Consider the following 25344-nt stretch of genomic DNA (forward strand, 5'->3'; position numbering starts at 1 on the left):
AAAATGGCCACCGTCGCAGTCACCGATGACACCTTCGACGCCGAAGTGAAGAATTCCGATATCCCCGTTGTGGTGGATTTCTGGGCCGAATGGTGTGGCCCGTGCAAACAGATCGGCCCATCTTTGGAGGAACTCTCCGCTGAGATGGACGGAAAAGTGAAGATCGTCAAAGTCAACGTGGACGAGAACCCGAATTCCCCCGCCCAGATGGGTGTGCGCGGGATCCCGGCATTGTTCATGTTCAAGGATGGTCAGGTTGTGTCCAACATGGCCGGCGCCAAACCCAAAGCGGCGCTGCAAAGCTGGATCGAAGATTCACTCTGATCTTTCTGATCCTCGGTAATCTGAAAGGGCGTCCTGTCGGGGCGCCCTTTATTCTATCGGCCAGCCAAACCGGCGCAGGCGGGCCGCGATTTTATCTCGTGCGTCGTCCTTGCCAGCGTTGATGCTCTGGCTTTGCCAAAACCACCAGACATAGGCGGCATAGTCAGGTGCATGCCCTGCGACCTGGTCGAAACTTGTTTGCAGGTCATCCATATCCGCCTTTACCGCGATGTGATGGAAATCAATCCCCGCAAAAAGCAACGCAGGCTTTCCAAAGAAGAAGCCGTTGAAAGCAGCGCTTGAATTCTCGGTCACGACAAAGTCGCAGGTTTGCAGGTAGTGCACCATGTCGCCCGTGGCGATCTCCAGATTGGGGTGCTTGCGGGCCAGTGCATCAAGTTTGGCACGTTCTGATGCGGTATATTCCTCTTTCGGATGCAGAGTGGCGATGATCTTGCGATCCGGCAGGTGGATCAGGCAATGGCGGATCATGTCGAGCGGGCTGCATTTCTGAAAGGACCGATGGCGGGTCAGACGCCCTTGCAGCGGGACATAGACAAAGCCATCCCGCCGGGTGTCTTGCGGGGCTGCCTCAAACAGGCGTTTTTGCCAGAAGCGGTAAAACCGTTCTGCGTCATTTGACACGGTTGTGGGGTCAAACTGCGCCTTGGCCACATCCCAATGCCAGCGTTCCGATGTCTGATCGATCTGCCAGAAAGGGTAGTGATACACCTTGCGAAAGACCAATCCACGGGCGTTCGCCGGCGGCTCCATATGATAGAGGGAATGGACATCGGGCACCCTCAACGGCAGCGGGGTCGTGTGAAATTCGACCCTAAACCGTGCACTTTCAGCTATTTCACAGATCAGATTGATGAAGTTATGACCACCAGCCTCAGCGCGTCGGCGCAGCGCGTCATGCAGATAGAAACGAAGCGGAAGATCATCAGTCATGACCCGGACGCTAGCGGCGCTTCGGGTGGCCGACAAGCCCGCACACCCTTGTGCGACCTGCGCCGGGGGGTCATATAGAACCCGTTGAAACGGAGAACTTTATGTCAGAACACGCTTTCCCCGGATGGCACGGCACCACGATCATTGGCGTCAAGAAGGGTGATGAAGTTGTCATCGCCGGTGATGGTCAGGTCAGCCTGGGTCAGACGGTGATCAAGGGCACGGCCCGCAAGGTGCGCAGGCTTTCGCCCGGTGGGTTTGACGTGGTCGCGGGCTTTGCCGGATCGACGGCCGATGCCTTCACACTGCTGGAGCGGCTGGAGGTCAAGCTGGAGGCGACACCCGGCCAGTTGGCGCGGGCATCGGTTGAGCTGGCAAAGGATTGGCGGACTGACAAATACCTGCAAAAGCTCGAAGCGATGCTGATCGTGACGGATGGCACGGAACTGCTGATCATCACCGGTGCCGGCGACGTGCTGGAACCTGAGCATAACGTGGCAGCGATTGGGTCGGGGGGTAACTTCGCACTGGCCGCTGCGCGTGGGCTGATTGACAGCGACCGCGATGCAGAAGCGGTGGCGCGGGATGCCATGGCAATTGCATCTGACATCTGTGTCTACACAAACGGCAATCTGACCGTGGAGAAAATTTCCAAATGACCGACCTGACCCCGCGCGAGATTGTCTCAGAGCTTGACCGTTTCATCATTGGCCAAAAGGACGCCAAACGTGCTGTCGCCGTGGCGCTGCGCAACCGCTGGCGGCGCAAGCAATTGGCCGACGATCTGCGCGATGAGGTGTATCCCAAGAACATCCTGATGATCGGCCCCACCGGCGTCGGCAAGACAGAGATCAGCCGCCGTTTGGCCAAACTGGCCCGCGCGCCGTTCCTGAAAGTCGAGGCCACGAAGTTCACCGAAGTCGGCTATGTCGGCCGGGATGTGGAGCAGATCATTCGCGATCTGGTCGATGCCTCCATCGCGATGACGCGCGAGCATATGCGCGAAGACGTGAAGGCCAACGCCCACAAGGCCGCGGAAGAGCGGGTGATTGATGCCATTGCAGGGCCCGATGCGCGCGAGGGGACACGGGACATGTTCCGCAAGAAGCTGAAAGATGGGCAGCTGGACGATACGATGATTGATCTGGAGGTATCAGACACCTCCAACCCCTTTCAGATGATGGATATTCCGGGCCAGCCGGGTGCCGGGGCGGGAATGATGAACCTTGGCGATCTGTTTGGCAAAGCCATGGGCGGTCGCACCACACGCAAGCGGCTCACCGTCGCTGAAAGCTATGAAGTGCTGATCGGCGAAGAGGCGGACAAGCTGCTGGACGACGAAACCGTCACCCGCGCTGCCATTGATGCGGTGGAGCAGAACGGGATCGTCTTTCTGGACGAAATCGACAAGGTCTGCGCCCGGTCAGATGCACGCGGTGGCGATGTCAGCCGCGAGGGGGTACAGCGTGATTTGCTGCCCTTGATCGAAGGCACAACTGTCAGCACCAAACACGGGCCGGTGAAGACCGATCACGTGCTGTTCATTGCGTCGGGTGCATTCCATATCGCCAAGCCGTCCGATTTGTTGCCGGAATTGCAGGGGCGTCTGCCCATTCGGGTCGAACTGCGGGCCCTGACGGAAGAAGATTTCGTGCGCATCCTGACGGAAACAGATAACGCGCTGACCCTGCAATACACCGCCCTGATGGGCACTGAAGAGGTCACTGTCAGCTTCACCCCCGAAGGGATTGCCGCGCTGGCCAAGATCGCGGCGGACGTGAACCAATCAGTTGAAAATATTGGTGCGCGCCGTCTCTACACCGTGATGGAGCGGGTGTTTGAGGAGTTGTCGTTCACCGCGCCGGACCGGTCCGGGGATGTGATTGAGGTGAACGAAGCCTTTGTGGAAGAGAACCTCGGCGCGCTCACGAGGTCCGCTGATCTGAGCCGTTACGTGCTTTAATCCTTTCCATTTGCCCCTGCACATCTGATGTAGGGGCATGGATTATCTCCACTTCCTGCGCACCAACTGGCTGTTTCTGCTGGCGGGCTTTCTGCTCACCTTCACGTCGTCCTATGGGCAGACCTATTTCATCTCTCTCTTCGCTGGAGAGATTAAGGCCGACTTCGGGTTAACCGACGGTCAATGGGGTGGGATCTACACCCTTGGCACCACCGCATCAGCAATTGCGATGATCTGGGTTGGCGTGCTGACAGACAGGTTCCGCATTCGGGCGCTGGCGCTTGGTGTGATGATCGCGCTGGCGCTGGCCTGTCTGGCGATGTCGGTGAATACCTCATGGGTGCTGCTGATTGCGGTGATCTTTGCGCTCAGGCTCACCGGGCAGGGTATGATGTCGCAACTGGGATCGGTGGCAATGGTGCGCTGGTTCGAAGCGACGCGGGGCAAAGCGCTTTCGCTGTCCTCGATGGGATATGCCGTGGGGCAGGCCATCTTGCCCATCGCTTTCGTCGCGCTTTTTGCTGTCATGCACTGGCGTAGCCTTTGGGTATTGGCCACTGGCATGGTTCTTTTGACGATCCCGGCTGTTCTTGTGTTGCTCCGCCAGGAACGCACCCCGCAAAGCATGGCCGCAGAGGCGCAGATTGCCGGGATGCACGGGCGGCACTGGACCCGGCCTGAGACCCTGCGCTCCCCGCTCTTCTTCCTGATGATCCCGATGATTGCTGGGCCCGCGGCATGGGGCACCGCGTTGTTCTTCCATCAGGTGCATCTGGTGGAGACAAAGGGCTGGGCACTGGTGAATTACGTGGCATTGATGCCGATTTATACCTTGTCCGCGATCACGGCGACGTTCGCATCGGGCTGGGCAATTGACCGCTTCGGGGTCAGCAGGATCGTGCCTGTTCAAATGTTGCCTTTTGCATTCTCTTTTGTCGTTTTGGCCTTTGCAGAGACTATTTTCATGGCCGGCGTGGGGTTGGTGATCTTTGGCATCGGGCAGGGGATGCAGGCGACGGGTGCATCGACCTTCTGGGCTGAATATTTCGGCACACGGCACATTGGCGCGATCAAATCGGCGGCGGCGGCGTTGATGGTTTTCGGCTCCGCCATCGGCCCGGGTGTGACCGGCGCGCTGATCGACTGGGGCGTGGATTTTCAGGCGCAGATGTTGCCGATCGCGCTGTTCTATTTCGGTGCAGCCGGGTTGGCGGCATTCGGGATTTTCAAGTACAGACCCGCGCTGGGCCGCTAACGCTGACGCCGCAGATAGACGTAATATGCACCGCCACCGCCGTGGCTGACATGCGCTTGTGTCACCTGCAAAACCACGGATGACAGTGGCGCCATACCCAACCATTGCGGCACCTGATGGCGCAGAACACCGTGCCGCACCGGAATCGGCCCACCTTCGTCGCGCACTTTGCCTTTGCCAGTGATGACCAACACCAGCCGTTTTCCGTTCTTATGCGCCGACAGGATAAACCGGCTGAGCGCGGGATGGGCACGGTCCAGCGTCATGCCATGCAGGTCGATCCGCCCTTCTGGTTTGATCTTGCCGCGCTTCATCTTGCCAAAGGCCTTTTGATCCATCTGCACCGGGGCGGCATTCATCTGATCGGGCAGGGCGGGTGACAAGTCATGGGTGTTGCGCCGGGGTTTGGGGTTTGGTTTGCCCAGCACAATGGTCTTGGCTTTTCGGATCGCCGGAACGGAGGGGGAGGGGGTGTCAATCTCGGGCGTAAACAGCGATTTCAGGTCAAGCTTTTCCGTCCGCTCCGTGACCCTGCGCCAAAGCTCAAGGTCGTCCTTGTCCAATCCGCGCCGTTTCATATCGCGCTTTCAGGCAGCAGGGCATAGGCGCGTTGAATGGGCATCAGCACAAGCATCCGTCCGGGATCACGCAGCTTGCCGGCCGCGCGCCCTGCGTCATCGCCGGTGCCAAAGAACACATCCGCCCGTTGCGCGCCCTTGATCGCGGAGCCGGTATCCTGCGCGATCATCAGCCGCCGCAGCGGATCGGCACCGTCCTTCTCAACCCAGACCGGAGAGCCGAGCGTGACATAGGCGGGATCAACAGCAATGGAGCGGAGCGTGGTCACAGACCGGTTCATTGCCCCCAGCGGCCCTTTGTCTGCGGGGACACGATTGACTTCGCGGAAGAACACATAGGACGGATTGTGGAACAAAAGCTCCCGTCCTGCATCCGGGTTGCGGCGGACCCAGTTCTTGATCACCTCGGCGCTGACCTGATGGGGTTGGTAGATGCCACGCTGAACCAGTTCGACCCCGATGGACCGGTAGGGATGCCCATTGGCCCCGCGATAGCCGACGCGGATGTAGGATCCATCTGGCAGACGGATACGCCCGGACCCTTGAATTTGAAGGAAGAAAAGCTCAACCGGGTCATCGACCCACGCAATTTCAAGGCCGCGGCCATCCATCACGCCGCTTGTCAGGATTTGGCGACGGGTCAGCCAGGGCGAATTCTGCTTTGCCTCGTTCGGCATCGCATAGACCGGGAAGCGGTAGCGGTTGGAGCGGTATTTGTCGCCCTCAAGTTCCGGCTCAAAGTAGCCGGTAAAGAGCGGGTCCTGGCCGTCCTCGATCAGGACCGGCCGAAAGAATAGTTCAAAGAACTGCCGAGGATCGGGGTTTTGTCGGGCGTAGGCACATACCGCTCGCCAGTCAGAAGGCTTCATGTCACCGCAGGTGCTCAGGAACACATCAAAGGCGGCGGCGTGGTCGTCCTTGTCCCAGCCATCCAGCTGATCAAATTCAAGAACGCTGTAAGACACATCCGTGGCTGCCGCGGGGGTCACGAACGAAGCCCCAACCGCAGCCAATGCAAAGATCGCATGTCTTACCCGTCTGTAGAAACCAGCAACCAATTTGGATCATCCGAACCCATGATGCGGGCAAACACCCAAGTGTCTTTTTGCTTTTTCACCTCAGTGAGGGAGCCTTCGATGATGTCACCCGCCTTGTCGCGCACCGCGGAATTCAGCTCTGCCACGAAACGCATGGTCACCTCGGCTTCGTTGGTGTCAGGATCAAGCGTGACGTCTTCCAACTCAAGCTCCCGCACACCGATGAAGTTGGCTTCGATTGTCAGGCCTTGGTCCTCCCGCGCGGCGACGCCGTCAACGAAGCTTTCGTAAATCTCTTCGGACAGGAAGGGCTGGATTTCCGCCAGTTCGCCATGCTCATAGCCCATGACAATCATCTCATAGGCGCCACGGGCACCACCCAGAAAATCACCGACGTTGAAGGATGGCTCTAGCCGTTTCATTCCTGCCAGCGCCTTGCCCTGATCGCTGTCCTCCGGGAAGTGATCGGTGATGTCCAGATCCGGCCCGCCTTCGATCACCTCAAAAGCCGGACCTTCACGGCGCGCCGGTGCCTGATCCACGACGGGGGGCTTTTCAAACCCTTCGCGGGTGCCCAGCACATTACGCAGGCGCAGGATCAGAAAAACAGCAATACCGGCAAGAACCAGAAGCTGTAGCATAGGAGAGTTCATCGAAACCTCATCAGGCAAAACATGGAAACATCGGAGTTCTGGTCTTATGTAGGTGCATGAGCGGGGTGAGTCCACTCCGCGCCCCAGATAAGGACAATGCCGTCATGTGGCTTTTGATCGCATTTATCGCCGTACCGCTGATTGAAATCGCGCTTTTCATTCAGGTTGGAGGTGCAATTGGCCTGTGGCCGACCCTGCTGATCGTGCTGATCACCGCTGTGTTAGGGACGTTTTTGGTCCGCACGCAGGGCGCAATGGCCTTGGGCCAGCTGCGGACATCCTTCAACGATCTGCGCGACCCGACGGAACCTTTGGTGCATGGCGCGATGATCCTTTTTGCCGGCGCTTTGCTGCTGACGCCGGGGTTTTTTACAGATGCGCTCGGCTTTGCCTTGTTGATCCCCGGTTTCCGGCAAGCGGCATACAAGATGCTGCGGGAACGGGTTCAGGTCCACAGTTTCGGGACACCACATGGGCACCAGCCTGGCCAACCACACGACCCATCCGGTCGGCGCGGCCCTACGGGCGGGGATGTCATCGACGGTGAATTTCACGAAATCGAGGGGGAGGACCGCAAACCAGACGGTCCCTCCGGCTGGACCAAGCATTAGAGCCAGGGGCATTGAGGGCAGGGCATCAACCTGATAAGCCGCCGCCAACCTGAATTCACCACAAGGAACATCCAATGGCAGAGAACGAAGCCACACAACCCGTCGCACCGCAGATGCGTGTGCTGGGCCAATACATCCGCGACATGTCTTTTGAGAACATCATGGCCCAAAAGGGTGCCTCCGCTGATGTGCAGCCTGACGTGCAGGTGCAGGTCAATCTGGATGCCAAGAAACGCACCACGGACAATCAGTACGAATCCGCCATCAAGCTGAACGTGACCTCCAAGGCGAAAGAAGGCGACACCACGCTGTTCGTGCTGGAAATTGACTATGTCGGCATTTTCCATATTGAGAACGTGCCGGATGACCAGATCCATCCGTTCCTGCTGATCGAATGTCCACGCATGATTTTCCCGTTCCTGCGCCGTGTTGTCAGCGACATCACCCGCGACGGTGGCTTCCCACCGCTGAACCTGGAAAACATCGACTTCCTGTCACTGTACCGGAACGAAATCGCGCGCCGTCAGGCCGAAAACCCACCAAAAGCAGACGCTTAAGTCTTTACCCACATGGGATCGTCGCCCAGTTTGCTGATGAACTCAGCATGGGCGGCGGCTTCATCCGGCGTCACCCGCGCGGGCAGGGGCGTTGGACGTGGCTTCGGTTTCCACACCGTGGCCGTGCTTTCCGCCGTTTGCGCGGGCTGTTGGGACAGCGCAAAGTCCGGCTGACGGCCGCCAATCAGCTCAAGATACACTTCGGCCAGAATTTCACTGTCCAAAAGCGCGCCGTGCAAGGTGCGGGCGTCATTGTTGATGCCAAACCGACGGCAGAGCGCGTCCAGTGACGCGGGAGAGCCGGGAAACCGCTTTCGGGCAATGGCGAGGGTATCAATCGCCTGCTCCCATGGGATTTGGGGTAGGTTCATCCATTTCAATTCGGCATTCAGGAATTTGATGTCGAAAGCCGCGTTGTGGATGACCAGCTTGGCGTCACCGATGAAATCAAGAAACGCCTGCCCGATCTGCGCGAACTTCGGCTTGTCGCGCAAGAAATCATCCCCCAGACCATGAACCTGAAAGGCCTCATCCGGCATTGCGCGTTCGGGGTTGATGTATTGGTGGTAGGTCTTGCCGGTGGCGACATGGCCCATCAGTTCAACCGCGCCGATCTCGACAATGCGGTCGCCGGTTTCAGGGTCGAAACCAGTGGTTTCCGTGTCCAATACGATTTCACGCATGTGCAATTTTTTCCCGAATGTCTGCCAACACCGCGCGCACCTGCGTGCGGGCATGGTCAAGTGTATCTGTCTCTATCACATAGTCCGCGCGGGCGCATTTTTCGTCAATCGGCATCTGCTTGGACAGGATGGTTTCAAATTGCGCTTCGGTCATTGTGCCCCGATCCATCACGCGGGCCTTCTGCGTATCTGAATCGACCCTGACACAGGCTGTTGCGTCCATTTTTGCGTCCCCGCCCGTCTCAAACAAGAGCGGGATATCAAGAACGATCACGTCTGATTTGGCCGCAGCGATGAAATCGGCGCGGTCTTTGGCGACAAGGGGATGCACGATGGCTTCGATTCTGGTCAAGGCTGTCGGATCTTGCCCGATGATCGCCTTCAACTGTGTACGGGACACCGCGCCCTCTTCGACGGCGGCGGGTAAAGCTACGGCCATGGGTGCGACAGCCGCGCCACCTTTGCTGTAGAGTCGGTGCACCGCAGCATCTGCATCCCAGACGGCACATCCTTCGGCGGCAAACATCTGCGCGGTCGTGGATTTGCCCATGCCGATGGAACCGGTCAGACCCAAAAGAAACATCAGCGCAAGGCCGCCGCGCGCGCGGCACTATCAACAGCGGGCCGGGTGCCGAACCAGCGTTCAAACGCAGGCACAGCCTGATGCAGCAACATGCCGAGGCCGTCCACAGTTATGCAGCCCATTTGTTCTGCGGTTTCAAGGAGTTGTGTCTTGAGCGGCGCATAAACCAGATCTGTTACGACGGCGCCTTTCTGCAAACCGTCAAGCGGCACGCGCATTTCGTTCTTGCCGATCATCCCAAGGGAGGTCGTGTTCACCACGAGTGCTGCGTGATCAAACATGTTGCCCGCTTGGACCCAGTCATAGACCTGCAACCGGCTGCCGAAGTCGGCTTTGAGTTTATCCGCCCGGACCCGAGTGCGGTTGGACAGCAGGATTTCAGGAACGCCGGCATCCAATAGCGATGCGATGACAGCACGCGCAGCGCCCCCGGCACCCAACACCGCAGCCGGGCCGGATCGGGGATCCCAACCCGGCGCGCCGGTCTTGAGGTTTTCCATGAAGCCATAGCCATCTGTATTATCGGCGTGAATCTTTCCATCTTTGCGGAAGATCAGCGTGTTCGCCGCCCCGATCAGAATGGCGCGGTCCGTGATCAGATCCGCGATTGATAGCACCGCTTCCTTGTGGGGGATCGTGATGTTCACCCCGACAAATCCCATCCGCGGCAACATGCGAATGGTCTCGGCCAGATCGTCCGAGGCGATGTCCATCGGGATATAGTGACCCGGAATGCCGTAGGTCTTGAGCCAATGGCCATGCAGTTGTGGCGACTTCGAATGCGCAATCGGAGAGCCGATTACACCGGCAAGAGGAATTCTGGAGGGCGTCATGTGGCAAGGTCTCCGCGCAGGGTCAGATAGTTAAGCAGCTCAAGAAGTGGCATACCCAGGACATGAAAGTAATCCCCCTGCACGTGAGAGAACAGGCGGACCCCTTCTTCTTCCAGCAAATAACAGCCGACGGCGTGGCGGATGCTGTCCCAATTCCGGGCAACATAATCCTCAAGGTAGCTGTCACTTGCCGCCCGCATGCGCAGGCGAACCTGCCCGATATGACGCCAGATCGGTTTACCCCCTTCACAGATCACGGCCGCGGAAAGCAACATGTGCTGGCTGCCGCGCAGTGACTTGAGCTGCGCCAGTGCAGCGTCCGGATCGGGGGCTTTCGACAGGAGCGTGCCTTTGTGGTCAAGCACCTGGTCACATCCCAGAACCAAAGCGTCAGGGTGTTTTTCACTGACTTTGCGGGCTTTCATTTCAGCGAGGGTATCAGCGATATCGCGGGGCTTGGCCTCCTCCGCCAGAAGGGCGTGTTTGATCATGTCCTCGTCAATAAGCGGACGGATCACCTCATGCGCAACGCAGGCCTGCGTCAGAAGCTGGGACCTGATCTGCGATCCTGACGCAAGAATGAGAGGATGAGACATGTGGATATCCTGTGCGAAATCTTAAGGACTTCTTAAGGGTTTTCCCCACAATATCTAGGCAGATCGAGAAACAGAAATGCTTGACGGCTTCGTCATGGGTTTCATAACGATTCCCGCACCTGTGTGTGAGGATAAGCCTGATCCGTGGGGGAATCGGGGCCATACACATGGTCCAGGTTTTCTATCCACAGGACGGTGGCCAAGCGGGGTGCATGCCTGCGCTGATTTTCCCTCACAAAATTGTCTTGCTGACCGTTTATCCCCGGAAGCGCGGATCGACTTATCCGTTGTGAAAAAGATCGGGGGCAAACCAATAATCCACAGAAATCGGGCACCCTACTTACATCATCATCTTTCTTCTTTTCTTTATTTATATATGAAAGGCGGGGAACGGAGGGTCCTATGTCTGACATTCTTGCCTCAGCCTATCTGTGGGTCAAAGCGTTTCACATCATCTCCGTGATTTCATGGATGGCCGCCCTGTTCTATCTGCCGCGCCTGATGGTGCATCATACGGAACGGGTGGGGTTGAGTGGGGAGACCCATGCGCTGTTTACCATGATGGAAGGTAAACTGGCGAAAGTGATCATGAACCCTGCGATGATGGCGACCTGGGGTTTTGGGATTTTGCTGGTGGCCACACCGGGGATTGTCGATTGGTCCTATGTCTGGCCCTGGACGAAGCTGTTTGGCATTCTGGGAATGACAGCGTTCCACATCTGGTTGATGCGGCGTGTCCGAGGGTTTGAAGCGGGAGAGAACACGCTGACAGGCAAACAGTACCGGATGATGAACGAAGTGCCGACGGTGCTGATGATCGTGATCGTGTTTTCTGTGGTGCTGAAGTTCTGATCTGATTGACTCTGACGGGGGTCGGCGCCTATATGGCAGCGTTGCCCGTCCGGGTGATGTTTTTGCTTCCCATTCTGTGACGACCAGCCGCGTGAACCTGCGTGACGGCTGCAAAGGATATTCCATGACCACTGATACGCTGAATCTGGCCGATCTGAAGGCCCAGACGCCGAAGAACCTTCTGGCGATGGCCGAAGAGCTGGAGATTGAGAACGCCTCCACCATGCGCAAGGGCGAGATGATGTTCCAGATCCTGCGTGAGCGCGCGGATGAGGGATGGGAAATCTCCGGCGATGGGGTTCTGGAAGTGCTTCAGGACGGGTTTGGATTCCTGCGCTCTCCGGAGGCCAACTATCTGCCGGGTCCAGATGATATCTATGTGTCGCCCGACATGATCAGACAGTGGTCTTTGCGGACCGGAGACACCATTCAGGGGCTGATCAAGGCCCCGGACGACAATGAGCGCTACTTTGCCCTGACAGAGGTCACAAAGATCAACTTTGAAGAGCCTGAGAAGGCCCGTCACAAGGTTGCCTTTGAAAACCTGACACCGCTTTATCCGGATGAACGGATGACCATGGAAGTGGACGATCCGACGGTCAAAGACCGCTCTGCCCGGATCATTGACCTGGTCTCTCCCATCGGGAAGGGGCAGCGGTCCCTGATCGTGGCGCCGCCGCGCACGGGTAAGACGGTTCTGTTGCAGAACATCGCCAACTCGATCGAGAAGAATCATCCCGAGTGTTATCTGATTGTGTTGCTCATTGATGAACGGCCCGAGGAAGTGACGGACATGCAGCGGTCAGTGAAAGGGGAAGTTGTATCCTCGACCTTTGATGAACCTGCGACCCGTCACGTGGCTGTCTCCGATATGGTGATCGAGAAAGCCAAGCGGCTGGTGGAACACAAACGTGATGTGGTGATCCTGCTCGATTCCATCACGCGCCTTGGCCGTGCATTCAACACGGTTGTGCCGTCCTCCGGCAAGGTTCTGACCGGTGGTGTGGATGCCAACGCACTGCAACGGCCCAAGCGGTTCTTTGGTGCGGCACGCAACATTGAAGAAGGCGGTTCGCTGACCATCATCGCAACTGCGCTGATTGATACCGGGTCGCGGATGGATGAGGTGATCTTTGAGGAATTCAAAGGCACGGGTAACTCTGAAATCGTGCTGGATCGCAAGATCGCAGACAAGCGCGTGTTCCCGGCGATAGACATTCTGAAGTCCGGGACGCGGAAAGAGGATCTGCTGGTCGACAAGATTGATCTCCAGAAGACCTTTGTGCTGCGCCGTATCCTGAACCCGATGGGGACCACGGATGCGATTGAGTTCCTGATCGGGAAGCTGAAGCAGACCAAGACGAACTCAGACTTCTTCGATTCGATGAACACCTAGAATATTTCATAATAACAATAGGTTATGTGAAATGGAGACGATTTATGCCCAAGCTACGGCGATGGGCCGCGCAGGTGTTTGCGTGGTCCGGTTGTCGGGTGCGTGGGCGTTTGAGATTGCCGAACAGGTTGCAGGGCCACTGCCTCCCGTGCGGCAGGCTGCTGTACGGGCTGTGCGGGGGGCGGATGGCGCCCGGATTGATACGGCGTTGATCCTCGCCTTTGCAGGACCCCATAGTTTCACCGGCGAAGACGTTGTTGAATTTCATCTCCATGGCAGTATCGCGGTGGTGAAGGCGTTCTTTGATGTCCTGTCTGGATTTGACGCCACGCGGCTGGCGGAGCCGGGGGAGTTCACCCGCCGTGCGCTGGACAACGAGCGGCTCGACCTGGTGCAGGTTGAGGGGTTGGCAGACCTGATTGATGCGGAAACCGAAGCGCAACGAAAGCAGGCCCTGCGTGTGCTTTCGGGCCATCTGGGCACACTGGTGGATGGATGGCGGTCGCGGTTGATCCGGGCGGCGGCCTTGCTGGAAGCGACAATTGATTTTGCAGATGAAGATGTCCCGGTTGATGTCACGCCAGAGGTGAACGATCTGCTTCGGGCCGTCCGGTCTGAGGTTGAAGCGGAGATTGATGGGAGTCAGGTTGCAGAACGTATCAGATCCGGGTTTGAGGTCGCGATTTTGGGTGCGCCGAATGCTGGGAAATCGACGTTGCTGAATGCCCTGGCTGGGCGGGAAGCAGCGATTACCTCGGACATTGCCGGGACGACACGGGATGTGATTGAGGTGCGTATGGACCTTGGCGGTCTGCCGGTGACGCTTTTGGATACGGCGGGATTGCGGGACAGCGAAGATGTGGTCGAAGTGATTGGTATTGATCGTGCGATTGAGCGGGCGCGGGGTGCTGACCTGAGGGTCTTTCTGTCTGAAGAAAATGTGCAATTGAAGCTGACGCCGGTGGAGGGTGATATCGTTATTGCGCCGAAGGCAGACTTGCGGGGAGATGGTGAGGGTGTCTCTGGACTGACGGGGCAGGGTGTGGATGAGCTGATTGATCAGGTGCGGGAGGCTTTGGCAGGGCGAGCTGCTTTGGTGGGTATCGCGACACATGCGCGTCATCGGTCTGTTCTGACAGAGGCCTTGGCGGGATTGACGCAGACAGATGCAATTCTGGTGTCGGGTCCTGATCGCTATGAACTTGCTGCTGAAGAGTTGCGGCATGTGATAAGGTGCCTGGAAGCGCTGATCGGTCGGGTTGACGTTGAATCCCTGCTGGATGAGATCTTCTCCAGTTTTTGTTTGGGCAAGTGATGGAGTGTTTCACGTGAAACATTTTGAGGTGATTGTCATTGGCGGTGGTCATGCCGGATCCGAAGCGGCGCATGCTGCTGCGCGGATGGGTGCGGAAACGGCGTTGGTCACGATGTCCAGAGATGGCATCGGGGTCATGTCTTGTAATCCGGCGATTGGAGGCTTGGGCAAAGGCCATCTGGTGCGAGAGATTGATGCCATGGACGGTGTCATGGCGCGGGTTGCGGACAAGGCGGGCATACAGTTTCGGTTGTTGAACCGCAGAAAGGGACCGGCAGTTCAGGGGCCAAGAGCGCAAGCGGATCGAAAGATCTACAAGCGCGAGATGCTGGCGGAGACAGAACAACAGCCAAACCTTGAGATTATTGAGGGGGAGGTTGTTGATTTTGTCATGAATGGCGCTGCCGTTGCGGGTGTCGTTCTGGCGTCGGGTGAGCAGATCACTGCCTCTGCCGTTATCCTGACCACCGGAACATTCCTGCGCGGTGTGATACATATCGGCGATGTCAGCCGTTCCGGTGGGCGGATGGGCGACAAGGCGACGGAGCAACTCGCCCTTCGGATGGATAGCTTTGAACTTCCAATGGGCCGTTTGAAAACGGGCACGCCACCACGCCTTGATGGCCGGACAATCGGCTGGTCAGGGTTGGAACAACAGCCGGGAGATGATGAGCCAACCCTCTTTTCGTTTATGTCGACGGGCGTGAGTGCGCCGCAGATTACCTGCGGGATCACGCATACGAACGCTGCGACGCATGAGATCATTGCGCAGAACCTCGAACGCTCCGCCATGTACGGCGGTCACATTGACGGGGTTGGTCCGCGGTATTGCCCGTCGATTGAAGATAAGGTGGTGAGGTTTGCGGACAAGACGTCTCACCAGATCTTCCTGGAACCAGAGGGGGCGGATGACCATACGATTTATCCGAACGGGATATCGACGTCATTGCCTGTGGAGGTGCAAGAAGCCTATGTCAGTTCGATTGCTGGCCTTGAGAATGCAGTGATCCTGCAACCGGGCTATGCCATTGAATATGACTATGTCGATCCGCGCGCTTTGCGGGCCACGTTGGAGCTGCGGTCGGTGCCGGGATTGTACCTGGCTGGGCAGATCAATGGAACCACAGGGTATGAGGAGGCGGCAGCGCAAGGGCTTGTGGCGGGGTTGAACGCGGCGCGGGCGGCAAAACAAGGCGATCCAGTCCTCTTCAGTCGGTCTGAGAGCTATATCGGTGTGATGGTGGATGATCTGACAACGCGCGGCGTGACAGAGCCCTATCGCATGTTCACCTCTCGGGCGGAGTTTCGGCTGTCCCTGAGGGCGGACAACGCAGATCAACGCCTGACGCCATTGGCGATGGTGCTGGGATGTGTGGGGGAGGCGCGCGCGGCGCTTTTTAGCGAAAAGTCAGCGCAGTTGCGGAAGACGAAGCAACAGCTATCGGATCATACCTTTACGCCGAAGGAGGCAACGCAATCCGGGATCAAGGTGAGCCAGGATGGAAACCGCCGCTCTGCGTTTCAGCTCCTGTCGTTTCCCGATGTTGGGTTTGACGATCTGATTCCACTGCTGCCGGAGCTTGATGACGTGCCCGATGGCATCCGTCAGCAAATTGAACGGGACGCGCTCTATGCGAATTACCTGGACCGCCAGCAACGTGATATAGATGTGCTGCAAAAAGATGAAGCACATCGGATTCCGGAGGGTTTCGATTATGGGGCGCTGGAAGGGCTGTCAAATGAGTTGAAGGCTAAGTTGATGGCGGCGCAACCTGAAACACTGGCTCAGGCGGGGCGGATTGACGGGATGACGCCGGCGGCGTTGACGTTGCTGCTGACGCGGTTGAAACGAAATGCGCGTAAGAAGACAGCATGACAACAGATCACGGACTGAATGTTTCACGTGAAACATTGGAACGGCTGGAAGCCTTCGTTAAGCTGGTCGAAAAGTGGACGGTAAAGATCAACCTGATCTCCAAGGCCAGTATTCCGCACATCTGGGACCGCCATATTCGCGATTCCGTTCAGATCTTCGATATTGCGCCAGCCTGCGCGCATTGGCTTGATCTGGGCAGCGGCGGCGGTTTTCCGGGCATTGTCGTGGCGATCATCGCGGTTGAACAAAGCCCGGACACAAAGTTCACCCTTGTTGAAAGCGACCAACGGAAATCAGCCTTCCTGAGAGGTGCCATACGGGAACTCTCCCTGAACGGTGTGGTGCGTTCCGAACGTATTGAGGCGCTTGCCCCCCAAAATGCCGATGTGATCAGTGCCCGCGCCTTGTCTGATCTGGACGCGCTGATGGGGTTTGCAAGCCGACATATGGCCCCGACGGGAACAGCCATTTTCCCAAAAGGAGAAAACTGGCAGAAAGAGCATGCGGCCGCCCAAGAACGGTGGTCATACCGCTGTGAAGCCATTACAAGCATCACAAACCCTGCTGCAGCTGTGTTGAGAATTGAGGATATTCGACGTGTCTGACCCCACGCGGCCACAAGGGCCCAAGATTATCGCTGTGGCAAACCAAAAAGGCGGCGTTGGCAAGACGACCACGACAATCAACCTTGCCGCTGCCCTGGTGGAGGCGGGAAAGCGTGTGCTGGTGGTTGATCTTGATCCGCAGGGAAATGCCTCCACGGGGTTTGGGATCGCGCTGGATGACCGTGAATTTACCACTTATGAGCTGCTGCTTGAGGATATCGCACTGGATCGCCTGGTGCAGCAAACCAACCACGACGGCCTGTATGTCATCCCTGCCACTGTCGATCTGAGTTCTGCTGATATTGAACTCATTTCGAATGAAAAGCGGAGCTTCCTTCTGCATGATGCGCTGCGGCAGCTTCAGATGGATGATTTTGCGCTGGATTACATCCTGATTGATTGCCCGCCGTCGCTGAACCTTTTGACAGTGAACGCAATGATTGCTGCACATTCCATTCTGGTGCCGCTTCAAAGTGAATTTTTTGCCCTCGAAGGTCTTTCTCAGCTGATGATGACCGTGCGGGAAGTGCGGCAGAGCGGAAACAAGGATCTTCGGATCGAGGGGGTGGTCTTGACCATGTACGACCGGCGCAACAACCTGTCCCAACAAGTGGAGCAGGATGCGCGCGATACATTGGGCGATGTTGTGTTCAAAACCATGATCCCCCGGAACGTCCGGGTCAGCGAAGCGCCCAGCTTTGCTTTGCCGGTGCTGTCTTACGACAGCCAGTCCAAAGGGGCGATGGCATACCGGGCTTTGGCGCAGGAAATACTGGAAAACAATCAAAACTAAGGGGGTCGAAATGGCAGAGAAGCAGGAACGCAAGCGGGGTTTGGGTCGTGGGCTGTCGGCATTGATGGCCGACGTGACAGAGTCCGAAAACACCGCCGCCAAAGGACCGGGTGCGGCTGAGCGTCTGATCCCGATTGAGCAGATCTCTCCCAACCCAGACCAGCCGAGGAAACGCTTCGCGTCCGAAGATCTTGAAGACCTCGCGGCGTCGATCAAGGAGAAAGGTGTTATCCAGCCCTTGATCGTCCGCGCCCGTCCCGATGACAGTTTTGAAATCGTTGCCGGCGAACGCCGCTGGCGCGCGTCGCAGATGGCGCAACTGCACGAACTGCCAGTCATTGTGCGTGAATTTACCGATGTTGAAGTGCTCGAAGTTGCGATCATTGAGAACATTCAGCGTGCTGATCTGAACCCGATTGAAGAAGCCGCAGGATACCGTCAACTGATGGACCGCTTTGGTCACACGCAGGAGAAAATGGCCGAAGCGCTTGGCAAGAGCAGGAGCCATATTGCCAACCTGCTGCGTCTGCTCAACCTCCCGGATGGGGTGGTAGAGATGGTGCGCACCGGTGCCCTCAGTGCCGGACATGCGCGCGCGTTGATCCCGGCCCAGGACCCGCTGAAGCTTGCGCAGCAGATCATCAAAGGCGGCCTGTCCGTCCGCGCGGCTGAGGCTTTGGTCAAGAAGGAAGCCAGTGGTCCTGCGTCAAAACTCACCGCCAAATCCCCCGCGCAGGAAAAGGATGCCGATACCGTCGCGTTGGAGCGGGATCTTGCGGCGGCGATTGGGATGAAAGTGTCTTTGGACCACAAGGATGGGCAGGAAAGCGGCAAGCTGACGCTTCACTATCGGACATTGGAAGAGCTGGATGAACTGTGCCGTGTCCTCGGCGGCGGTTAATCCGGCAGCAGGGCTTCTATTACGGCATTAAGAACCATAAACCCTTGATCCGTAACGATTAAACGGCGATCTGAAACACGAACCATACCCAGATCGGCAAGCTCCGCTACCTTCTCGCTGGGCAGGGATGCCCCGGCAATGCTCTCGTATCGCCGCAGGTCGATGCCTTCTTTCAGGCGCAGGCCCATCAGCAGGAATTCCTGTGCCTGATCCATAGCAGACAAAGTACCGCGCTGCTTCTCCGTCATGCCCTGCATTGCACCCTCCAGCCATCGTTTGGGATTGCTGAAGGCTTCGGTGGCCCGTTTTTGTCCGCCCAGCGTCAATCGGCCATGTGCGCCGGGACCGATGCCGATGTAGTCTCCATACCGCCAGTAGATCAAGTTGTGCCGTGAGGCGGCGCCGTCCCGCGCATGATTTGAGACTTCGTAGGCGGGCATGCCCATGTCTTCACAAATCTCCTGTGTGCGCGTGTACATGTCCGCGCCCAGATCCTCATCCGGTAATCCCCGCAAACCCCCGCGGTTGTAGCGGTCGCCGAATGCAGTGCCTTGTTCAATGGTCAGTTGGTACAGCGACAAGTGATCAAGGGCCAATGTTAGAGCCTGTTTCAGCTCTACTTCCCAATCGGCAAGGCTCTGATCCTGCCGCCCGTAGATCAGATCGAAACTGACCCGATCAAAGGTGTTCCGCGCGATGTCGAAGGCTGTCATGGCTTCTGTGGCAGTGTGAATGCGCCCCAACCGGCGCAGGTCGGTATGATTGAGCGCCTGAATGCCCATCGAAATCCTGTTCACCCCGGCTTCCCGATAGGCTGTAAAACGGCCGGCTTCAACAGAACTTGGGTTTGCCTCCAGTGTGATTTCCAGATCATTCGCAACGGGCCAATGGGTGCGGATCGCGGCGATGAGATCTGAGACCACATCGGGATCCATCAGGCTGGGTGTGCCACCCCCAAAGAAAACGGCGTTCAAAACCCGGTCCGGTGTTTCAGCCGCAGCGCGTGAAAGCTCGGCGATGTAGGCGTTGCGCCAAGCATTCTGATCAATGTTGCGCGAAACGTGGCTGTTGAAATCGCAATAGGGACATTTCGCCTCGCAAAACGGCCAATGGATATAGAGGCCAAAGCCCCCCTCTCGCCAGTCCTCAGTCAAAACAACCCTTGATCAGCTTGGTAAAGGCATCTGCCCTGTGGCTGATTGCGTTTTTCTGATCAGCATCCATTTCGGCAAAGGTGATGTCATGGCCGTCGGGTTGAAACACAGGATCATATCCATGGCCCAGCTTGCCCCGCATCGGCCAGACAAGCGTGCCCTCCACCGTTCCTGCATAGACTTCGTCATGGCCATCAGGCCAGGCCAGTACCAATGTCGCGCAAAAACGTGCATGTCGGGGATGGGGCGCGCTCTTCTCTTCCAGCAGCCTGTGGGTCTTGGTCATCGCCATCACGAAATCCCGGCCATCCGGTGTTTCCGCCCAATCTGCGGTATAGACACCGGGCGCGCCGTCCAGCGCGTCGACCTCAATTCCCGAATCGTCGGCCAGTGCTGGCATCCCGGTTGCCTTTGCCGCCGCATGCGCCTTGATCCGGGCATTGCCGACAAAGGTGGTTTCCGTCTCTTCCGGTTCAGGCAGGCCCAGTTCCGCCGCGCCGACAACCTGCACCCCGCGGGGCGCAAAGAGCTGCGCCATTTCTTCGAGCTTGCCCGCGTTGTGGGTCGCGATCAGGATACGGTCGGAGGTGAACTTGCGTGTCACGCAGTGACGTCTTTCTGGATCGACGCCAATTCCGCCACACCTTTTTCCGCCAGATCCATCAGTTCATTCATCTGATCGCGGGAATAGGTGGAACCTTCGGCGCTCATCTGCACTTCGATCAGCTTGCCGGTTGCGGTCATGATGAAATTGCCATCAACGCCGGCTTCGGAATCCTCCGGGTAGTCCAGATCAAGCACGGGCTGGCCCGCGTAGATGCCGCAGCTTACTGCCGAAACTGGATCTTCCAAAGGGTCGGAGATGATGTCACCGGCCTTCATCAGCTTGTTCACCGCAAGACGCAGGGCAATCCAGCCGCCGGTGATGGAGGCGCAGCGTGTGCCGCCGTCTGCCTGCAAGACATCACAGTCGATTGAAATCTGGCGCTCGCCCAAAGCAACCCGGTCCACGCCGGCGCGCAGCGATCGACCGATGAGACGCTGAATTTCCACCGTGCGCCCGCCTTGTTTGCCCATCGCCGCTTCCCGCCGCATGCGGGTGTTGGTCGCGCGGGGCAGCATCCCGTATTCCGCTGTCACCCAGCCCAATCCGGACCCCTTGATGAACGGCGGCACGCGGTCTTCGACCGTTGCGGTGCACAGGACATGGGTGTCACCCACCTTGATCAGCGCCGATCCTTCAGCGTGTTTGGTAAACCCGACCTCAACAGAGACAGGGCGCATTTCGTCAAGTTTCCGGCCAGAAGGGCGCATGGGATATCCTTTTTGATTTGGCTTCGGGGATACCGCCCCACGCGCCTGTTATGCAAGCAAGATTGACGTTTGCGCTCTGCCTCCCTTTATTGGCACCAGAGGTGAGTGAATGTCAGAGACTGTCAAGCTGCTGAAGGAAATGAATGATCGCTCCCGCGAAGTGTTTCGCCGTGTGGTTGAAGGATATCTGGATACAGGTGACCCGGTTGGTTCCCGCACGCTGACGCGGGATTTTAGTGAGAAGGTCAGTGCCGCCACGATCCGCAATGTGATGCAGGATCTTGAACATATCGGTGTGCTTGGCTCCCCGCACATCAGCGCCGGGCGTATCCCCACGCAGCTTGGGTTGCGGATGTTTGTCGATGGGATGATCGAGGTGGGTGATCCTTCGGACAAGGATCGTGAAAAGATCGACGCGACGATGGGGCAGGATGCGTCAGACGTGGGCAACCTGCTGGACCGCGTGGGATCGGCCTTGTCCGGTGTGACCCATGGCGCATCGCTGGTGCTGACCCCCAAGCACGAAGCCCCGATCAAGCATATCGAGTTTGTGTCCCTGTCCCCGGACCGCGCGCTGGTGGTTCTGGTCTTTTCCGACGGTCATGTGGAGAACCGGCTGTTCACACCGCCGCCCGGACAAACCCCCAGTTCCATGCGGGAGGCTGCGAATTTCCTCAACGCTTTGGTGGAAGGCAAGACCATCAGCGAATTGCAGCGCAGCATCAAACAGCAGATTGCGCAGCGCCGGTCCGAAATTGACGCGCTTGCGCAGGAACTTGTTGAAAGCGGTGCGGTCCTTTGGGAAGGCGAAGGGGAACATTCGGAACGCCTGATCGTGCGGGGCCGCGCGAACCTGCTGGACGGGGACGCAGAAGCCGAAGATCTGGAGCGGGTGAGACAGCTGTTTGATGACCTTGAGCGCAAGCGCGATATCGCTGAATTTCTGGAACTTGCCGAAGGTGGTGACGGTGTGCGCATCTTTATTGGCTCTGAGAACAAACTTTTCTCACTTTCGGGTTCCTCTCTGGTGGTTTCCCCTTATATGAACGCTGATCGAAAGGTGATCGGTGCGGTCGGTGTGATCGGCCCCACGCGCCTGAATTATGGACGTATTGTGCCGATTGTGAATTACACGGCGCAGCTGGTCGGAAAGATGGTCTCCGACCGCAGCTAGAGGTGAAGAATGGCTGACCCGAGAGAAAATGAATTTTTAGACGATCTGGATGCGGCAGAGGCGGAAGTCTATGCCGCCGAGGAAGAAGAGATTGATGACGAAGCGCTGGAACTGGATCAGCTCAGAGCGGAGCGGGACCAGCTGAAAGACCGCTTCATGCGTGCGCTTGCCGATGCGGAGAATGCGCGCAAGCGGTCTGACAAGGATCGGCGGGAGGCTGAGAACTATGGCGGTTCAAAGCTCGCGCGGGATATGCTGCCGGTCTATGACAACATGAAGCGCGCGCTGGAAGCCGCAACGGATGAGCAACGTGATGTGTCCGGGCCCCTGCTTGAAGGGGTTGAACTGACCATGCGGGAGCTGCTGAACGTCTTCAAGAAACACGGGATTGAGATCATCGCGCCAGAGGTTGGTGACAGGTTTGATCCCCAAAACCATCAGGCGATGTTCGAGGCACCTGTGCCGGGCACCAAGGCAGGCGATATCATTCAAGTTGCCGCCGAAGGGTTCATGCTGCATGATCGGTTGTTGCGTCCCGCGCAGGTTGGGGTTTCGTCGCAACCTGCGGGATAAGAGATTTCAACGCTCCGCGGGGGTTTTTAAAACCATTTGGAAGAGGCGGTCAGGGCTTGGCCGCTTCTTTCAGTTTGTAGAGGATGTCGAGGGCTTCGCGGGGGGTGAGTTCGTCCGGCAGCACGTTTTTCAGGGCGTCTTCGACCTTTGAGGGTTTTTGGAGCTGTGGCGGCGGGGTCGCGCTGACGGAGAAAAGCGGGAGATCGTCGATCAGGGTTTTTTGTTTTGCCCCGCCTTCGCGTTCGCCTTTTTCCAGCGCGTCCAGCACCACCCGTGCACGGGCGATGACGCTGTCAGGCAGGCCAGCGAGCTGGGCGACCTGAACACCGTAGGATCGATCTGCGGCGCCCTTGCGGACTTCATGCAGGAAGATGACCTCGCCTTCCCATTCTTTCACGGCGACGGTCGCATTCTCAACACCGTGGAGTTTGGCGGAAAGGGCGGTCATTTCATGGTAGTGGGTGGCAAACAGGGCGCGGGCGCGATTGACGTCGTGCAGGTGTTCCAGTGTGGCCCAGGCGATGGAGAGACCGTCATAGGTTGCCGTGCCGCGGCCAATCTCATCCAGAATCACCAGCGCACGATCGTCGGCCTGATTGAGGATCGCGGCGGTTTCGACCATTTCGACCATGAAGGTGGAGCGTCCACGGGCAAGATCGTCTGAGGCTCCGACGCGGCTGAAGAGCTGGCTGATCAGGCCGATGTGGGCCTGTGTTGCCGGGACGTAGCTGCCCATTTGTGCCATCAGGGCAATCAATGCGTTCTGTCGCAGGAAAGTCGATTTGCCAGCCATGTTCGGGCCGGTCAGCAGCCAGACAGCGGCCGCGGTGCCGTCGGCGCTCAGATCGCAGTCATTTGCGATGAAGGGTTCCCCGGATTGCTGTTGCAGCGCACGTTCCACGACAGGATGTCGGCCCCCTTCAATGCGAAAGGCGCGGCTGTTGTCGACTGTAGGTTTCGTCCAGTTTTCTTCCTCGGCGAGGTTTGCAAGGCTGAGCGCAAGATCAATCTCTGCCAGCCCGTTTGATGTCACCGCAATTTCGCCCGCGCGCTCAAGTATCCGGCCTTTCAGGCTTTCATAGAGCCGCTTTTCGATCTCCAGTGCTTCGTTGCCTGCGTTCAGGATGCGGGTTTCCATTTCTGACAGTTCTACGGTGGTGAACCGCACCTGATTTGCGGTCGTCTGGCGATGGATGAAGGTGTCTGACAGCGGGGCGGAGAGCATCTTTTCCGCATGGGTGGCGGTGGTTTCGATGAAATAGCCCAGCACGTTGTTGTGTTTGATCTTCAGCGTGTTGATGCCGGTCTGGGCGATGAAGTCCTGCTGCATGCTGGCGATGACACTGCGGCCTTCGTCCCGCAGTTTGCGGGCTTCATCTAGCGGGCCGTCGTAGCCTTCTGCGATGAAGCCGCCGTCACGGGCAAGCAGCGGGGGTTCGGCCACGAGCGCGTGGTCGAGGAGGTCGATCAACCCGTCGTGGCCCGCAAGGCCGGTGGTCGCCTCCCGCAAAAGATCGGGGAGGTCGAGGGTGCCGAGTGTCTGGCTCAGCGCTTCGGCCTGGGTCAGGCCATTTCGGATGGCGGCCAGATCGCGGGGTCCGCCCCGGTCCAGCGACAGGCGGGACAGGGCGCGGTCCAGATCCGGCACTTTGCGCAAGCTATCCCGCAAGTCCTGGGTAAGGCGGGCATTGTCATAGCCGAATGTGGCGGCATCCAGACGGGCATGTACCGTTTCAAGGACGCGAGAGGGGCTGGAAATACGCCGTTCAAGCAGGCGGGCGCCGGCGGCGGTGCAGGTGCGGTCCATGATGGCGAGCAGTGAGCCTGCGCGCCCGCCGGTCATGGCATGGGTAAGTTCAAGGTTGCGCCGGGTGGCCGCGTCGATCTGGACAGTGCGTGCTTCGCTCTCTCTCTGCGGGGGGCGGAGGAGGGGGAGTTTGCCCTTCTGCGTGATTTCCAGATAGTCGATCAGCGCACCCATGGCGGAAACTTCGCTGCGCGTGAAAGTGCCGAAGGCATCGAGCGTGGCAATGTTGAAGAGCGTGCAGAGCCGGTTTTCCGCCCCCGTGCTGTCAAAGGCGGCGCGGGGCATGCCGGTGAGCGACAGATTGAAATCAGAGACTAAGTCGTACAGTTCAGGCTCTTTTGCTTCAGAAACGATAAGCTCGGACGGGGAAAGGCGCGCAAGCTCGGGGCTGAGCCGCACAGGCGAGAGGGGCATCACATGGAACGCACCGGTGGAGATATCGACCCAGGCGAGCGCTGCTTCATCGCGGACCTCTGCATAGGCGGCGAGGAAGTTGTGACGGCGCGCTTCCAGAAGGGCTTCTTCGGTCAGGGTGCCGGGGGTGACCAGCCGGACAACATCACGTTTGACGACCGACTTGTAGCCGCGTTTCTTTGCCTCCGCCGGGCTTTCCATCTGTTCACAGACAGCAACGCGGAACCCCTTGCGGATCAGCGTCAGCAGGTATCCTTCAGCGGCATGGACCGGTACACCGCACATGGGGATGTCGTTGCCTTCGTGTTTGCCGCGTTTGGTCAGGGCGATGTCCAGCGCTTCGGCCGCCGCGACAGCGTCGTCAAAGAACATCTCGTAAAAGTCGCCCATGCGGTAGAACAACAGCGCGTCGGCGTATTGCGCCTTCAGCTCAAGATACTGCGCCATCATTGGCGTGACTTTGTCCTGGCTCACCCGCACCCCCTGATCCACGTCAGGTGTATGTACAAAACCACGGTTGCGAGGGAAAGGGCGACTGACACG

27 protein-coding genes are annotated in these 25344 nt (G+C 58.1%); 15 read left to right on the top strand and 12 right to left on the bottom strand.

What is annotated here, in order from left to right:
* Positions 1–3: 3 nt before the first annotated feature.
* The gene (trxA, locus tag Q1A91_RS11885) at positions 4–324 is read left to right on the top strand and encodes a thioredoxin (protein ID WP_299877224.1); all 321 of its coding nucleotides are present in this window, start codon (positions 4–6) and stop codon (positions 322–324) included.
* Positions 325–372: 48 nt separating this feature from the next.
* Here trxA and Q1A91_RS11890 read toward each other — a convergent pair whose 3' ends face one another.
* A complete protein-coding gene (locus tag Q1A91_RS11890) occupies positions 373–1278 on the bottom strand; it encodes a hypothetical protein (protein ID WP_299877226.1) in 906 nt (301 codons plus the stop codon).
* A gap of 101 nt (positions 1279–1379) precedes the next feature.
* On the opposite strand from Q1A91_RS11890, the gene hslV reads away from it, so the two are divergent.
* Genes hslV through Q1A91_RS11905 form a run of 3 tightly spaced genes read left to right on the top strand, consistent with a single transcriptional unit; the run spans position 1380 to position 4496 of the window.
* Positions 1380–1937: an ATP-dependent protease subunit HslV gene (hslV, locus tag Q1A91_RS11895; protein WP_299877229.1), complete on the top strand. Its 558-nt coding sequence runs from the start codon at positions 1380–1382 to the stop codon at positions 1935–1937.
* Complete coding sequence (gene hslU, locus Q1A91_RS11900; protein ID WP_299877231.1) at positions 1934–3241, top strand: ATP-dependent protease ATPase subunit HslU; 1308 nt, start codon at positions 1934–1936, stop codon at positions 3239–3241. Before hslV ends, hslU begins: the two co-directional genes overlap by 4 nt.
* A 37-nt stretch (positions 3242–3278) precedes the next feature.
* On the top strand, positions 3279–4496 hold the full coding sequence (locus Q1A91_RS11905; RefSeq protein ID WP_299877233.1) for an MFS transporter: 1218 nt from the start codon (positions 3279–3281) through the stop codon (positions 4494–4496).
* Here the strand turns inward: Q1A91_RS11905 and Q1A91_RS11910 are convergent.
* Genes Q1A91_RS11910 through Q1A91_RS11920 form a run of 3 tightly spaced genes read right to left on the bottom strand, consistent with a single transcriptional unit; the run spans position 4493 to position 6764 of the window.
* Entirely contained in the window at positions 4493–5074 is a 582-nt protein-coding gene (locus Q1A91_RS11910; protein WP_299877236.1) for a Smr/MutS family protein, read from the bottom strand. The two genes, Q1A91_RS11905 and Q1A91_RS11910, sit on opposite strands and share 4 nt — an antisense overlap.
* Positions 5071–6063 carry an MltA domain-containing protein gene (locus tag Q1A91_RS11915; protein ID WP_299877238.1) on the bottom strand — a complete coding sequence of 331 codons (993 nt, stop codon included), beginning with the start codon at positions 6061–6063 and terminating at the stop codon, positions 5071–5073. Before Q1A91_RS11915 ends, Q1A91_RS11910 begins: the two co-directional genes overlap by 4 nt.
* Positions 6064–6104: 41 nt before the next feature.
* Positions 6105–6764 (bottom strand): Tim44/TimA family putative adaptor protein, encoded by a 660-nt coding sequence (locus tag Q1A91_RS11920; RefSeq protein ID WP_299877241.1) that lies wholly within the window; start codon positions 6762–6764, stop codon positions 6105–6107.
* A 104-nt stretch (positions 6765–6868) separates the two neighbouring features.
* Between Q1A91_RS11920 and Q1A91_RS11925 the strand changes: the two genes are divergently transcribed.
* Positions 6869–7375, top strand: a complete 507-nt coding sequence (locus Q1A91_RS11925; RefSeq protein ID WP_299877245.1) for an FxsA family protein — start codon at positions 6869–6871, stop codon at positions 7373–7375.
* Between the two features lie 74 nt (positions 7376–7449).
* Positions 7450–7932 carry a protein-export chaperone SecB gene (secB, locus tag Q1A91_RS11930; RefSeq protein WP_299877248.1) on the top strand — a complete coding sequence of 161 codons (483 nt, stop codon included), beginning with the start codon at positions 7450–7452 and terminating at the stop codon, positions 7930–7932.
* Here secB and dnaQ read toward each other — a convergent pair.
* Genes dnaQ through Q1A91_RS11950 form a run of 4 tightly spaced genes read right to left on the bottom strand, consistent with a single transcriptional unit; the run spans position 7929 to position 10627 of the window.
* The gene (dnaQ, locus tag Q1A91_RS11935; RefSeq protein WP_299877251.1) at positions 7929–8615 is read right to left on the bottom strand and encodes a DNA polymerase III subunit epsilon; all 687 of its coding nucleotides are present in this window, start codon (positions 8613–8615) and stop codon (positions 7929–7931) included. The genes secB and dnaQ overlap by 4 nt on opposite strands.
* Positions 8608–9198, bottom strand: coding sequence for a dephospho-CoA kinase (gene coaE / locus Q1A91_RS11940; protein ID WP_299877254.1), 591 nt, complete (start codon positions 9196–9198; stop codon positions 8608–8610). Before coaE ends, dnaQ begins: the two co-directional genes overlap by 8 nt.
* Positions 9198–10031 (bottom strand): shikimate dehydrogenase, encoded by an 834-nt coding sequence (locus tag Q1A91_RS11945; RefSeq protein WP_299877257.1) that lies wholly within the window; start codon positions 10029–10031, stop codon positions 9198–9200. Before Q1A91_RS11945 ends, coaE begins: the two co-directional genes overlap by 1 nt.
* A complete protein-coding gene (locus Q1A91_RS11950; protein WP_299877259.1) occupies positions 10028–10627 on the bottom strand; it encodes a Maf family protein in 600 nt (199 codons plus the stop codon). The genes Q1A91_RS11945 and Q1A91_RS11950 overlap by 4 nt, the downstream gene beginning before the upstream one ends.
* 402 nt (positions 10628–11029) lie before the next feature.
* Here Q1A91_RS11950 and Q1A91_RS11955 point away from each other — a divergent pair, with 402 nt between their 5' ends.
* From Q1A91_RS11955 to Q1A91_RS11985, 7 genes are all read left to right on the top strand, one after another.
* Positions 11030–11479, top strand: coding sequence for a CopD family protein (locus Q1A91_RS11955; protein ID WP_299877262.1), 450 nt, complete (start codon positions 11030–11032; stop codon positions 11477–11479).
* Positions 11480–11603: 124 nt separating this feature from the next.
* Entirely contained in the window at positions 11604–12875 is a 1272-nt protein-coding gene (gene rho, locus Q1A91_RS11960) for a transcription termination factor Rho (RefSeq protein ID WP_299877265.1), read from the top strand.
* 31 nt (positions 12876–12906) lie between these two features.
* Positions 12907–14190 (top strand): tRNA uridine-5-carboxymethylaminomethyl(34) synthesis GTPase MnmE, encoded by a 1284-nt coding sequence (gene mnmE, locus Q1A91_RS11965; RefSeq protein ID WP_299877268.1) that lies wholly within the window; start codon positions 12907–12909, stop codon positions 14188–14190.
* A 13-nt stretch (positions 14191–14203) separates the two neighbouring features.
* Positions 14204–16066 carry a tRNA uridine-5-carboxymethylaminomethyl(34) synthesis enzyme MnmG gene (mnmG, locus tag Q1A91_RS11970; protein ID WP_299877271.1) on the top strand — a complete coding sequence of 621 codons (1863 nt, stop codon included), beginning with the start codon at positions 14204–14206 and terminating at the stop codon, positions 16064–16066.
* Complete coding sequence (gene rsmG / locus Q1A91_RS11975) at positions 16063–16671, top strand: 16S rRNA (guanine(527)-N(7))-methyltransferase RsmG (protein WP_299877274.1); 609 nt, start codon at positions 16063–16065, stop codon at positions 16669–16671. The genes mnmG and rsmG overlap by 4 nt, the downstream gene beginning before the upstream one ends.
* Positions 16664–17464: a ParA family protein gene (locus Q1A91_RS11980; protein ID WP_299877277.1), complete on the top strand. Its 801-nt coding sequence runs from the start codon at positions 16664–16666 to the stop codon at positions 17462–17464. Before rsmG ends, Q1A91_RS11980 begins: the two co-directional genes overlap by 8 nt.
* 10 nt (positions 17465–17474) lie before the next feature.
* On the top strand, positions 17475–18365 hold the full coding sequence (locus Q1A91_RS11985) for a ParB/RepB/Spo0J family partition protein (protein ID WP_299877280.1): 891 nt from the start codon (positions 17475–17477) through the stop codon (positions 18363–18365).
* On the opposite strand, the gene hemW is transcribed toward Q1A91_RS11985, so the two are convergent.
* The 3 genes from hemW to rph are packed head-to-tail and all read right to left on the bottom strand — an operon-like array spanning position 18362 to position 20833.
* Complete coding sequence (hemW, locus tag Q1A91_RS11990) at positions 18362–19519, bottom strand: radical SAM family heme chaperone HemW (RefSeq protein ID WP_299877283.1); 1158 nt, start codon at positions 19517–19519, stop codon at positions 18362–18364. The two genes, Q1A91_RS11985 and hemW, sit on opposite strands and share 4 nt — an antisense overlap.
* The gene (rdgB, locus tag Q1A91_RS11995; protein ID WP_299877285.1) at positions 19512–20123 is read right to left on the bottom strand and encodes an RdgB/HAM1 family non-canonical purine NTP pyrophosphatase; all 612 of its coding nucleotides are present in this window, start codon (positions 20121–20123) and stop codon (positions 19512–19514) included. Before rdgB ends, hemW begins: the two co-directional genes overlap by 8 nt.
* Positions 20120–20833, bottom strand: coding sequence for a ribonuclease PH (gene rph, locus Q1A91_RS12000; protein WP_299877288.1), 714 nt, complete (start codon positions 20831–20833; stop codon positions 20120–20122). Before rph ends, rdgB begins: the two co-directional genes overlap by 4 nt.
* Positions 20834–20942: 109 nt before the next feature.
* Here rph and hrcA point away from each other — a divergent pair, with 109 nt between their 5' ends.
* Entirely contained in the window at positions 20943–22007 is a 1065-nt protein-coding gene (gene hrcA / locus Q1A91_RS12005) for a heat-inducible transcriptional repressor HrcA (protein ID WP_299877291.1), read from the top strand.
* A 9-nt stretch (positions 22008–22016) separates the two neighbouring features.
* Positions 22017–22580: a nucleotide exchange factor GrpE gene (locus Q1A91_RS12010; protein ID WP_299877293.1), complete on the top strand. Its 564-nt coding sequence runs from the start codon at positions 22017–22019 to the stop codon at positions 22578–22580.
* A gap of 49 nt (positions 22581–22629) precedes the next feature.
* On the opposite strand, the gene mutS is transcribed toward Q1A91_RS12010, so the two are convergent.
* Positions 22630–25251, bottom strand: coding sequence for a DNA mismatch repair protein MutS (gene mutS, locus Q1A91_RS12015; protein ID WP_299877754.1), 2622 nt, complete (start codon positions 25249–25251; stop codon positions 22630–22632).
* Between the last annotated feature and the right edge of the window lie 93 nt (positions 25252–25344).

Source organism: uncultured Sulfitobacter sp. (assembly GCF_947500075.1).
GTDB lineage: Bacteria > Pseudomonadota > Alphaproteobacteria > Rhodobacterales > Rhodobacteraceae > Sulfitobacter.